Genomic DNA, 12,539 nt, shown 5'->3' with positions numbered 1-12,539 from the left:
TGAATTCAATGGCTTTTTGAATTAATTTTAAACTAATACTTCTACCTTGAACAATACAACAATTACAGGCTTTCAGTAAAAGTACGAGTGATCACGTCACGTTGTTGTTCTGGTGTCAGAGAGTTAAAACGCACTGCATAACCAGAAACACGAATTGTTAACTGTGGATATTTTTCAGGGTTTTTCACCGCATCTTCTAAGGTTTCACGGCTTAAAACGTTGACATTCAGGTGTTGACCACCTTCAACACGGACTGTTGGCTTAACTTCTAAAGGTACTTCACGGTACTCAAAAGCACCTAACTCATCCTTAGCAACAATTTGTCCTTCGTTATAATCTGCTTTTGCACAAACACAACGCGCTTCATTTTTCTCTTCATCAAGTAACCAAAAAGAGTTCAATAGCGCTGCATTGTCAGTTTTAGTAATTTGAATACCAGTAATCATGTCGACCTCCACGTTCGGGTAGGATTGGGATCAATCCACTCATTTGACTGCCAATAAAATATTTGGTCTAACCAATGTTTCTACACACTATATACCAGCTAGAACCCTCAGCTTCTTTGATATTTATCAACAATTTCAAGGGGTAATTAACCGTTATTCACCCAACACTATGTTTTAAATCAATTTTTATTATTTATAAAAATCAATTTTTTTAGTTATTTTTAAAAAAATTTTTAATCAAATAGACAAAAGCTCGCCTTTATCTCTTGGGCCTTAAACTGTAAGCTTATAGACATAATTTGTTTGTTATAGGAATTTTCATGTCAAACACACCTACTTGGCACGACGTCATTGGCTCAGAAAAAACACAGGCTTATTTTAAAGACACGCTTGCCTATGTGGCGAACGAACGTCAAAAAGGAAAAATTATTTATCCCCCACAGCAAGATGTGTTTAACGCCTTTAGATATACCGAGCTTGCCGATGTTAAAGTCGTCATTTTGGGTCAAGATCCTTATCATGGTCCGGGTCAAGCCCATGGCTTATCTTTCTCAGTTCTTCCGGGAATTAAGCCCCCTCCCTCATTGGTCAATATGTACAAAGAGTTAGAAAACGACATCTCAGGGTTTAAACGCCCCAATCATGGCTATCTGCTGAGTTGGGCGCAACAAGGGGTGCTCTTGTTAAATACAGTATTAACCGTAGAGCAAGGCAATGCGCACTCTCATGCCCATTTAGGGTGGGAAACTTTTACAGATAAAGTGATTGCTGCCATTAATGAACATAGAGAAGGCGTTGTTTTCTTGTTGTGGGGTTCACATGCCCAAAAGAAAGGCCGTATCATTGATACTAAGCGCCATCATGTACTAAAAGCCCCTCACCCATCGCCGTTGTCAGCTCACCGGGGTTTTTTAGGTTGTGGGCACTTCTCACAAACGAATCAACTATTGCAGCAGCAAGGGCTTGAAGCCATCGATTGGACGCCTGTTATCGAAGCTTAACTTTTTTGAGTGACAAAAAAACCGGGTCGCTATTGCTCACCCGGTTTCAATTTAGTTATGCGTTAATTACTTAGAAACGATAACCATTGCAGGTCTTAATAAGCGACCGTTTAAAAGATAACCTTTTTGCATCACATCAATCACTTGGTTTGGTTGATGGTCAGGCGATTCAACCATTGTCATTGCCTGATGGACTTCAGGGTTAAAGGCCACATTGGACTCACCAACGACTTCAATACCAAATTTCCCGACAGCACTTAAAAAGGTTTTAAGAGTTAAATCTAAGCCTTCTAACATTGCTTTTGATGTTTCGCTTTCATGATCAGCGGCATCAATAGCACGTTCTAAGTTATCAATCACGGGTAACAACTCATTTGAAAACTTTTCAAGCGCAAATTTATGCGCTTTTTCAATATCTTGCTCCGTACGACGACGGATATTTTCAATTTCAGCATGTGCACGTAGCATCGCTTCGCGCTCCACTTTTTGTGACGCTGCGAGTTGTTCTTCAAGCTCAGCAATACGCGCTGCTAACGCTTGTACTTCTGCCTGTGGATCCGCCTGCTGCGCTTCTTGCTCTTGCTCTAACTCCGACTTTTGCTCTTCATTTAGCTCAGGGGCTTGCTCATCATGCATGTTTTGTTCTTTACTACTCATGAATTTCTCCGCGTATTTAGCATTAATCCCATTTATTAGAGTATTATGGGGATATAAAACAGGGATTCAAGGGACGTCACGCAATGAGAGGCCAAAAAATTATGCGTAAGGGTAATAACACGCAAAAAACAAATTTTCGAACTATCGGTATTGTGGGGCATCCACGTCATCCCGAAGCTTTAGCGACCCATGAATTAATCTATAATTGGCTATTATCTAAAAATTATCATGCCATTATTGATAAACAAGTGGCCAAAGATTTAAAACTACAAAATGCGAACACAGGTAACCTTACAGAGATTGGTCAACAGGCTGATTTAGTTATTGTTGTTGGCGGTGACGGCAACATGCTAGGGGCTGCTAGAATTCTATCTCGCTACAATAATAAAGTGATTGGTGTTAACCGCGGGAACCTTGGATTTCTCACTGATCTTGACCCTGATAATGCTTTACAGCAATTATCTCGCGTGTTGGATGGCGAATATCATGAAGAACAACGTTTTTTGCTGGAAGCACAAGTAATAAAACCGAATCAGAAAGCACGAAAAAGTAGCGCAATTAATGAGGTGGTATTACACCCCGGTAAAGTCGCTCATATGATTGAATTCGAAGTGTACATTGATGATCGTTTTGCCTTTTCACAACGCTCTGATGGGTTAATTATCGCCACTCCGACAGGCTCGACAGCCTATTCACTCTCTGCTGGAGGGCCAATTCTCACACCAAATCTTGATGCAATTGTACTCGTCCCTATGTTCCCACATACGCTCTCTTCACGCCCATTAGTGATCAGCAGTGATAGTCGTATTCGCCTGAAATTTTTACGCAGTAATATTGATTATGAAGTAAGCTGTGATAGCCAAATCATGCTTCCTATACAAGATGGTGAAGAAGTCGTCATACTGCGTAGTAATAAAAGTTTAAATCTTATTCACCCAAAAGATTATAACTATTTCAATACGTTAAGCTCAAAATTAGGCTGGGCCAAAAAAACTTTCTAATTTTTTTCATCTGCCTCTTTACTGTATAAAAAAACAGGATACACTGTATACAAACACAGGTGTGTATTTTCACAGGAGAGCGCAGATGCTTACCCAACTTACCATTAATAATTTTGCTATCGTTCGTGATCTGGAAATCGATTTTCGTAGCGGTATGACCACAATTACAGGTGAAACTGGTGCAGGTAAATCTATCGCTATTGATGCACTTGGTCTCTGCTTAGGTAGCCGCGGCGATGCCAATATGGTACGTCCCGGCGCACAACGCGCTGACTTATGTGCACGCTTCTCCTTAGTGGATGCAGATATGGCTGCCAAGTGGCTCATTGAACATGAACTTGATAATCAAAGTGAATGTCTTTTACGGCGTACCATTACGTTAGATGGCCGTTCACGTGGTTTTATTAATGGTACAGCGGTGCCACTTTCACAGCTTCGTGAACTGGGCGCTCTGCTTATCCAAATCCATGGGCAACACGCACATCAGCTTTTACTCGATAATAACCATCAGAAATCACTGCTGGATGCCTACGCCAATCAACAAGAGCGTCTCTTACAAATGAAACACGCATGGCAAAAGTGGCATGATTCATGCCAACAGCTCGCCATGTTTCAAAAACAGATGCAAGAGCGTGAGTCGCGTCAACAGTTGCTTGATTATCATTTAAAAGAATTAGCTGAGTTTTCACCTGTTCAAGGTGAATTTGAAAGTATTGAGCAGGAATATAAGCAACTCGCTAATTACGGGCAGTTTTTAACGCTTGGGCAAAATGCCATGCAAATTATGTCCGAGAGTGATGATGCTAATATTTTGAGTTTACTCAACAGCGCCAAGCATGAATTAGCCGAGCTAGCATCCCTTGATACAAAATTTTCTAGTCTACTCGATATGCTAGAAGAAGCATCTATTCAAGTCAGCGAGGCAAGCGATGAGTTAAGGCATTATTGTGATCAGTATGAATTGGATCCTAATCGCTTGTATGAACTTGAACAGCGTATATCAAAACAAATTAGCCTTGCTCGTAAACATCATATTATGCCAGAGGCATTACCTGAGCTTTATCAGCAGTTATTAGACGAACAAGAAAAAATAGCCAACCAAAATGAAGATTGTGAAATGCTAAGTGAGCAAGTTCACCAAGATCATCAACATGCGATGGCTTGTGCCCAAGATCTGCACCAAATCCGTTTAGAGTATGCTCAAGAACTGAGCCAACTGATTACTAATAGTATGCATCAACTTTCTATGCCTCATGGTCGGTTTACTATTGATGTTAAGTTTACCCCTGAGCATCTACAGCCAGATGGGGCAAGCAAGGTGGAGTTCAATGTCACAACAAACCCAGGGCAACCACATCAAGCACTTGCTAAAGTTGCTTCTGGAGGTGAATTATCACGTATCGCATTGGCTATTCAGGTGATCACAGCGAAAAAAATGGATACACCAGCACTGATTTTTGATGAGGTCGATGTCGGTATTAGCGGCCCAACGGCTGCTATTGTTGGGCGATTACTCCGTGAATTAGGTGAATCAACCCAAGTCATGTGTGTAACACATCTACCCCAAGTTGCAGGCTGTGGGCACCATCATTTTTATGTCAGTAAAGAAACGAACGGCATAGAAACCGAAACACATATGCAATTACTTGATAAAAAATCACGTTTACAAGAACTTGCACGTTTATTAGCAGGCAGTGAAGTGACCAAAAACACATTGGCAAATGCAAAAGAGTTACTTGCCGCATAAATTTTGACAACTTTTTTGCACTCCTATGGTCTTAGAGTCAATACGGAAGGTTTTAAAATGTATCAATGTCGATTATCATTGATGTTCTGACTCCAAAAGGAATGAGATATCCATGCGTTATAAACTGTTAACTGCTGCTGCACTATCACTCGCATTAATGTCATCAGGTTGTTCAATGATGGAGCGTCTGGTCTATCACCCTGACATTAACCAAGGTAATTACCTGACAGCGAAAGATGTTGCTAAGATACAAAAAGGAATGACTCAGCAACAGGTCGCGTATACTTTGGGCACACCAATGTTAACCGACCCGTTTGGTACTCAAACTTGGTATTATGTTTTCCGCCAAGAGCTTGGTCATGATCCCGTTAAGCAACAAACTTTGACTCTTAGCTTTGACCGTAATGGTATCCTGACTGATATCAAAAATGAGAAGGATCTTTCAGAGCAGGAATCTATGGAAGCAAAAGAAATTGAAAATGCACAGCCAGTATCTGCTGAGCCTGCTTCTAGCAACACTGAAGCTAGTGAACCTGTTTCAGAGCAGCCACAAACCGCAGCTCCCGCGACTAAAAAGATGCTAAGCAAATAAGCTTGTTAACTGATATTCGTTATCCACTTATTTGTTAATTAGCCTTACAATAGCTACCTGTCATCAATATAAAACAGGTAGTTATTGCTGCTTTAGGCTATCTAAAGAATTCTCAAACCTAGCACTAAATTGCGCTGCGATGAATACAATTAGCCACTTAGCCATTCAAAGTACGCACTATCAAAACCAAAAACTCTCAATTTGTTCAATAAAAGCTATTTTTACTGCTGCACTCTATTTGACTGGCATCATGAGTATCGCGTATTACATTAATACCGTTTAATCCATCAAGGCACTCATCAACAGGTAATAAAAATTCTCAACTTAATGCAATAGTAAGAGTCTCCCCCCTATCCTCTATTACACTAACGCCATTGTCTCTAGTGCTAAGCTCTATTTCATTGGCGTTATTTCGCCAGTGTTCTTCTCATTACCAACAGCGCTTTTCATAGAATGCTGTCAATATACTGCGCTTTTGTACTGGCATAATATATGCACCCAGACATGATAATAGCAAAATTCTTTCATTTGGTTGAAAAGATACTGATTAAGCCGTAATACTACCTACCCGATTAAACCATCCAAAAGCGGTCAATAAAAAACCGAGCAAGTACTCGGTTTAATCACAAAAAAAGAGAGTTATTTTTTACTATCTTTAGATTTTTCAGCCCGTTTACGGCGTAACTCTTTAGGATCAGCAATAAGAGGCCGATAAATTTCCACTCGGTCACCCTCATTCAACTTATCACTCAGTTTTGCAGGGCGACTATAAATACCCACCTTATTTTTTTTAAGGTCAATATCCGCCCGTAATGCAAGGATACCAGATGCCATTATTGCATCTTCAACTGTAGCACCTTCCATAACCTTAACTGGTAATAGATATTGCTTCTCCGGCAAAGCATAAGTGACTTCAACATTTAGCTCAGACACTATAGATATCCTTCGCTCTCAACGTAAAAGCTTGTACCATGTTATTCGCAAGTTCTTTAAAGATTTTGCCAAATGCAAGTTCAATCAGCTTATTAGTAAACTCAAAATCAAGATGGAATTCTATCTTACAAGCATCTGGGCTTAGAGGTATAAAGCGCCATCCTCCCGTCAGTTTACTAAAAGGCCCTTCAACCAATTGCATATGGATACCCTTGTTATCCTCTAACACATTTTTGGTTACAAAGGTCTTACTGATACCTGCTTTTGAAACCTCAACAGAAGCGGTCATTTCGTCATCACTATGACTAATCACCCGACTACCTACACATCCAGGCAAGAAGCTTGGATATGCAATGACATCATTAACAAGTTTATACATTTGTTCCGCGCTAAATGGGACTAACGCAGAGCGACTAATCTGTGGCATATCAATTCCTATCCCCAAAAACTGCCCATATAATACCACTATTGATTGGTTAAACAAAAAACAAAACGGATTAAGCACAATAATTGCACAATCGGCACATTTTTAAACACGGAAAGATTTATTTCACTTCAGCTTACAGTATAATGAACAAACTATGACAAAGAAAAAAGCTTATAAACCTGGTTCGGCAACTATTGCCCTAAACAAACGTGCTCGCCACGAGTATTCTATCGAAGATGAATTCGAGGCTGGCTTGTCCCTACAAGGTTGGGAAGTAAAATCGCTCCGTGCTGGTAAAGCGAACATTGGTGATAGCTATGTCCTGCTTAGGGATGGTGAAGCCTATTTATTTGGTGCGAATATCACACCTTTAAATGTTGCATCCTCTCACGTAGTTTGTGACCCAACACGCAGCAGAAAGTTGTTACTGAACCAACGAGAATTAGACACCCTTTATGGTCGCGTAAACCGTGAAGGTTATACTGTCGTTGCTCTTTCTTTATATTGGAAAAATGCTTGGTGCAAAGTCAAAATTGGCGTTGCAAAAGGTAAAAAAGCACACGACAAACGTTCTGATATTAAAGAACGCGAATGGAAACTAGATAAAGCACGTATAATGAAACATTCTAATCGCTAAGTTCTAGCTTTTTAGAGTATTTTTCTGTTATACTGCACTTAACAACTTGGGGCTGATTCTGGATTCGACGGGATTTGCGAAACCCAAGGTGCATGCCGAGGGGCGGTTGGCCTCGATAAAAGCCGCAAAAAAATAGTCGCAAACGACGAAAACTACGCACTAGCAGCTTAATAACCTGCATAGAGCCCTCTCTCCCTAGCCTCCGCTCTTAGGACGGGGATCAAGAGAGGTCAAACCCAAAAGAGATCGCGTGGATGCCTTGCCTGGGGTTGAAGCGTTAAATTTAATCAGGATAGTTTGTTGGTGGCGTGTCTGTCCGCAGCTGGCAAATGAATTTAAAGACTAGACTAAGCATGTAGTACCGAGGATGTAGAAATTTCGGACGCGGGTTCAACTCCCGCCAGCTCCACCAAATATAGTATCATTGATGTTCAGTGATGATTAAAAAAGCCTTCAATTTCATAGTTGAAGGCTTTTTTTATATGTATTAATGGTTAGTTATGCTCAGTGACAAGCAAAATTTTTAGTTATATCATTAGTTATATCCCTTATGTATAACTAAAAGGCGTATAACTATATGGCGCGTACAACAGTTCCACTCAGTGATACCAAGCTTAAATCAGCAAAACCCAAAGATAAAGATTATACGCTGCAAGATGGAAATGGCTTATATCTGCTAATCAAAACAACTGGCTCAAAAATATGGCGCTTTAACTACTACCGCCCTATAACCAAAAAACGAGCACTTATTAGCTTTGGTAGCTATCCTACAGTTAGTCTTTTAGATGCTAGGCTTAAACGTGAAAATGCGCGAGAGCTTCTAGCTAAAAATATAGACCCACAAGAACACAAAAAAGCTGAAGAACAACGCCTGTTTGAAGAAAAAAATAATACCTTTGAAAAAATAGCTCAACAGTGGTTCGAAATCAAAAGTAAATCTAGTTTACAAGAATCAACCTTGAAAGATATTTGGCGTTCTCTTGAGCTACATGTCCTCCCTCATGTTGGTGATATAGCAATAGCTGATTTAAAAGCCCGCCACTTTATTAGCGCATTAGAACCTTTAAAAGCACAAGGCAAACTAGAATCAGTTAAACGAGTAGCGCAACGCATTAATGAAGTGATGTTTTATGCTGTGAATGTGGGCTATCTTGATGCTAATCCTGCTGCAAAAATTACCGCCGCTTTTGAAAACCCAGTTGTAAAAAACTTACCTGCATTAAAACCTGATCAGCTTCCTGAATTGATGGCTGCAATCCAAGGAGTCAACATTGAGCGACAAACTTATTGTTTACTGCAATGGCAATTATTAACTATGACTCGCCCAGCCGAAGCAGCCGAAGCGGCATGGTGTGAGATCGATCTCGATAATAAGCTTTGGACTATCCCACCAGCAAGAATGAAGATGAAAAGAGAACATATCATTCCTCTCTCTCCTCAAGCATTGGCAATATTAGAAACTATGAAACCTATAAGCGGTCATAGGGAACACATTTTTCCCAGTATGAAATCACCACACACTAAACCAATGAATAGCCAAACAGTTAATGCGGCTATCAAGCGTGTTGGCTTTGCAGGTCGCCTTGTAGCACATGGATTCCGTTCAATTGCATCAACTGCATTAAATGAGCATGGATTTCAACCTGATGTGATTGAAGCAGCTTTAGCCCATATAGATAGCAATGAGGTAAGACGTGCTTATAACAGAGCTATTTATCTTGAACAAAGGCGTGAAATGATGGATTGGTGGGGAGAGTTTGTTAATAAGGCAATCAATAAACGTTAGTGCACAATTAAATTTAATTGTCTGTTTTGTGCCAAAGGCGGACGTTGCTATGACTTTTCTTTTCGCCTGAAAATACTCATAATATAATCAATTCCTGGTAGATATTTAGCTACACTTATCAGAATATACAACTTGGCTAGACCTTATCTACAGAGCATTGATGAACAAAGAGTATCACTTCTCAGCTGTTTACTTTTTTCGACATAACCATTGTGACGATTGATGCTGACAATGCAACTATCACGCCGAGTGAGATAAAGGTCGCTGTTAATCCAATAAAATGGGCTGCATAACCTATTAAGGCTGGCCCCAAAAATCCGCGTCCAGATAGTTTGAACATTGCAGCCGCTAGGATTGTGAATCTTGAAAGCGAAGAGCTTAAGGAAGAGAATCGGAGGTACAAACAACAGTTTGTGATCTGGCAATACAATGCATACAAACATGGAATGAAAGAGCATCAGCTTAATGCACCGTTGACAAAGATTGACCGTGAGCGTTCTGATGGAGAAAAAAGATAGTTATTGGCTTAGATAGCGAGGGGCACTAATCAACGGGGAGCAGTCATCTATGGACTGATGGAACTAGACCCCTTATTATTGCTCCTAGCTCACAGATAAGTTATCTGGATATAGAGTATTTTAAGGTTTCAATTGGGGCAGTGACTATGTCGTTATATGGTCATTGTAATACATAATAAAAAACCGTGGCGATTTACATGGTCCAAACCTAACTAGAGATTGTTATATGAGCCTAGACTTTGGCAAGCTGAATGCAGGTATCGGTGCAAAGCAAACTGATCCGAGAAAAATCTTTACTACTCTCAAGAGAGACGCCCGTTTCAAGCGTCCTCTGGATGAACAGGCTGACGTACTAGACGCTTGGTATGCACGGAGGGAAGCCAAAGATTTGACGCTTAAGATGAATACTGGCGGCGGCAAGACTGTAGTGGGCTTGCTGTGCTTGCAGAGTTCGCTTAACGAAAACATCAAGCCCGCAGTATACATCACGCCCGATAGCTTCCTTGTCAATCAGGTACTACATGAGGCGAAGGAGCTTGGCATTCCCGCTACAGATGACGAGAAGGATCCCGACTTCCTTGCAGGTCGAGCCATCCTTGTTGCCAACGTGTGGAAGCTCTTCAACGCAAGATCTATTTTTGGGGTCGGACAAAAGAAGATTCCGATAGGTTGTGTTGTTGTTGACGATGCGCATGCATGCCTTGGCGTGGTTCACGATCAGTTCTCGATTAAGGCCAATGTTGGCACACCTGTATATGACGGTCTACTCAAGCTCTTTAAGAGCGATCTGGAAAATCAGTCACCGGCCGGTCTGCTCGATGTGCAGGCCCTAGACCCTAGTATCGTTATGGAGGTGCCCTATTGGGCTTGGCAATATCATCAAAGGCAAGTTATCGAGCTGTTGCATACCCAACGAGCTTCCGCAGAGTTGGAGTGGAGTTGGCCCTTGCTGCGCGATTGTATCCCGCTTTGCACCTGCCTGTTCGGCGGTGGCAAACTAGAAATCTCTCCACATTTCATCCCAATCGATTGTATTCCGTCCTTCGACACTGCACAGCGGCGGATCTATATGACGGCAACCTTAGCGGATGATACAATCCTTGTGAGCCATTTTGGGGCCTTGGCAGATGAGGTAGTTAAGCCGATTCGACCTAAAGGAGGTGGAGACATTGGAGATCGCATGATTCTTGCTCCACAAGAGATCAATCCGGATTTCAAGATGGAGGAGATCCGCGAACTTGTATCAACGATCGCAGAGAACCTGAACGTCGTTGTTATCGTACCCTCTAAAGAGCGTGCAAAATTCTGGAAAGATGTCGCGCATCAAACTCTTGACAAAGACAACATTCAAGCAGGTATACAGCATCTTAAGGACGGTATTCTGGGTTTAACCGTACTGATCAATAAATACGACGGAATCGACTTGCCAGGAAAGGCCTGTGAATTGCTCGTCATTGACGGCTTGCCGGAGGTTTACGGGCTCGGCGAACGGCGCGAAATGTTACTGTTGGATGGAACCAGACGCCAGCTTGTGCGTCAAGTTCAGAGAATCGAGCAGGGAATGGGCCGTGGTGTACGGTCCAGTGACGATCATTGTGTCGTACTATTGCTTGGCGGCAGGCTGACGCAACGACTTCATCAACCCGAGGCCGAAACGATGTTTTCTTCTGCTACTCGCGCTCAGATTTATCTCGGAAAAAGTGTTGCGGAGCAGTTGCGTGGGCAATCGCTCGAGAAGCTTGAAGAAATTATGGACCTATGTCTGTCCCAAAACGACAACTGGGTGCAGGCTGGCCGTAATGCGGTTGTAAACGCGCCCCCTATCGAAGAGGGACGCATTGACGCTAATCAGGTGTTGTTGCGGGAGGCCTTCGATGCGGCACGTGTGTCGCGATATGATATTGCCCAGAATAAGGCTCAGACAGCGGTGAACGCAACGAGTGAGCGTCAGATTAAAGGCTACTTGAAACAACAGTTAGCAACGTACACTAATTTTACTGACCCTTCACAGGCGCAGGAGCTGCAACTGGCTGCTCTCAGCAACAATCATCGGCTTCTTAAGCCATTGGCAGGAACTACTTATCACCGTCTTAGCGCCCCAGCCAGCGGACAAGCAGCCGCAGCCGTTAACTTCATGACGCGCTTTCTCGAAGGTAACGACCTCATTATATGGGTAAACGGGTTGCTAGATGATCTACAGTGGGGAGAGGAAGGGGCAAAGCGGTTTGAGGCTGCTATGAAGGAGCTAGGAGTGTTTCTCGGTTTCGGGTCAGAAAGGCCAGAAGATCTAGTAGGTCGAGGACCAGATAATCTCTGGGCTCTCGGTAACTCACGGTATTTCGTGATCGAATGCAAAAGCGGAGCTGTACTGGCCGAACGCGTTTCCAAACATGACACGAACCAATTAAATGGGTCCATCGTCTGGTTTGATGAAAAGTATGGCCACACCTGTACAAGGACGCCCATCTTGGTACATCCCAAGACCATATTTGAACATGCTGCATCACCTCATTCCGATATCCGAATTGTCAACGAACAAGGACTCACTAGGATGCACAAGGCGATTAAAGCATATTCGATCTCCTTGGTTAGTAATGGCTGTTATAATGACGCGCAAGCGGTGCATAAACAACTTAAACATTACCAACTTTCTGCGGAAGATATTGAAGCGTTGTGCACGGTCGCACAAGGAGCCAAGTGACGTATATCACTTTGGCTCGTGATTCGCGGAGTAGGGAGCTGCACGATTAAAGTTCGCTTGAGAGCAACCAGCATCTTGCCCCGACAGATAAAA

11 protein-coding genes and 1 other RNA gene are annotated in these 12,539 nt (G+C 42.2%); 8 read left to right on the top strand and 4 right to left on the bottom strand.

The features are described 5' to 3' along the window. Positions 1-62: 62 nt before the first annotated feature. Positions 63-446 carry an autonomous glycyl radical cofactor GrcA gene (gene grcA, locus I3B46_RS07245; protein ID WP_004921525.1) on the bottom strand — a complete coding sequence of 128 codons (384 nt, stop codon included), beginning with the start codon at positions 444-446 and terminating at the stop codon, positions 63-65. Positions 447-766: 320 nt separating this feature from the next. Here grcA and ung point away from each other — a divergent pair, with 320 nt between their 5' ends. Then, a complete protein-coding gene (gene ung / locus I3B46_RS07240; RefSeq protein ID WP_104872822.1) occupies positions 767-1,447 on the top strand; it encodes a uracil-DNA glycosylase in 681 nt (226 codons plus the stop codon). Between the two features lie 66 nt (positions 1,448-1,513). On the opposite strand, the gene grpE is transcribed toward ung, so the two are convergent. Beyond that, the gene (gene grpE, locus I3B46_RS07235; RefSeq protein ID WP_004921530.1) at positions 1,514-2,104 is read right to left on the bottom strand and encodes a nucleotide exchange factor GrpE; all 591 of its coding nucleotides are present in this window, start codon (positions 2,102-2,104) and stop codon (positions 1,514-1,516) included. A gap of 101 nt (positions 2,105-2,205) precedes the next feature. Here grpE and nadK point away from each other — a divergent pair, with 101 nt between their 5' ends. From nadK to bamE, 3 genes are all read left to right on the top strand, one after another. Beyond that, positions 2,206-3,105: an NAD(+) kinase gene (gene nadK, locus I3B46_RS07230; RefSeq protein ID WP_036943950.1), complete on the top strand. Its 900-nt coding sequence runs from the start codon at positions 2,206-2,208 to the stop codon at positions 3,103-3,105. Between the two features lie 85 nt (positions 3,106-3,190). Next, positions 3,191-4,852, top strand: a complete 1,662-nt coding sequence (gene recN / locus I3B46_RS07225) for a DNA repair protein RecN (RefSeq protein ID WP_036941037.1) — start codon at positions 3,191-3,193, stop codon at positions 4,850-4,852. A gap of 112 nt (positions 4,853-4,964) precedes the next feature. Continuing rightward, a complete protein-coding gene (gene bamE, locus I3B46_RS07220; protein WP_004921543.1) occupies positions 4,965-5,444 on the top strand; it encodes an outer membrane protein assembly factor BamE in 480 nt (159 codons plus the stop codon). Between the two features lie 639 nt (positions 5,445-6,083). Here bamE and I3B46_RS07215 read toward each other — a convergent pair. Next, positions 6,084-6,377, bottom strand: coding sequence for an RnfH family protein (locus I3B46_RS07215; RefSeq protein ID WP_004921549.1), 294 nt, complete (start codon positions 6,375-6,377; stop codon positions 6,084-6,086). Beyond that, the gene (locus tag I3B46_RS07210) at positions 6,370-6,804 is read right to left on the bottom strand and encodes a type II toxin-antitoxin system RatA family toxin (RefSeq protein ID WP_014656346.1); all 435 of its coding nucleotides are present in this window, start codon (positions 6,802-6,804) and stop codon (positions 6,370-6,372) included. The genes I3B46_RS07215 and I3B46_RS07210 overlap by 8 nt, the downstream gene beginning before the upstream one ends. Before the next feature lie 154 nt (positions 6,805-6,958). Here I3B46_RS07210 and smpB point away from each other — a divergent pair, with 154 nt between their 5' ends. The 4 genes from smpB to I3B46_RS07190 all read left to right on the top strand — a co-directional run bounded on the left by smpB (position 6,959) and on the right by I3B46_RS07190 (position 12,446). Then, positions 6,959-7,441, top strand: a complete 483-nt coding sequence (gene smpB / locus I3B46_RS07205) for an SsrA-binding protein SmpB (RefSeq protein WP_004921558.1) — start codon at positions 6,959-6,961, stop codon at positions 7,439-7,441. A 48-nt stretch (positions 7,442-7,489) separates the two neighbouring features. Beyond that, positions 7,490-7,853: a transfer-messenger RNA gene (ssrA, locus tag I3B46_RS07200) on the top strand. Positions 7,854-8,018: 165 nt separating this feature from the next. Further along, positions 8,019-9,227, top strand: a complete 1,209-nt coding sequence (locus I3B46_RS07195; protein WP_196993169.1) for an integrase domain-containing protein — start codon at positions 8,019-8,021, stop codon at positions 9,225-9,227. A gap of 744 nt (positions 9,228-9,971) precedes the next feature. Further along, positions 9,972-12,446 (top strand): DEAD/DEAH box helicase, encoded by a 2,475-nt coding sequence (locus tag I3B46_RS07190; protein WP_196993168.1) that lies wholly within the window; start codon positions 9,972-9,974, stop codon positions 12,444-12,446. The last annotated feature ends 93 nt before the right edge of the window (positions 12,447-12,539 follow it).

This window comes from Providencia sp. 2.29, from assembly GCF_015832305.1.
Taxonomy (GTDB): domain Bacteria; phylum Pseudomonadota; class Gammaproteobacteria; order Enterobacterales; family Enterobacteriaceae; genus Providencia; species Providencia stuartii.
Note: the sequence above shows the minus strand (reverse complement) of the source record. Positions and strands in the feature narration are given on the sequence as shown.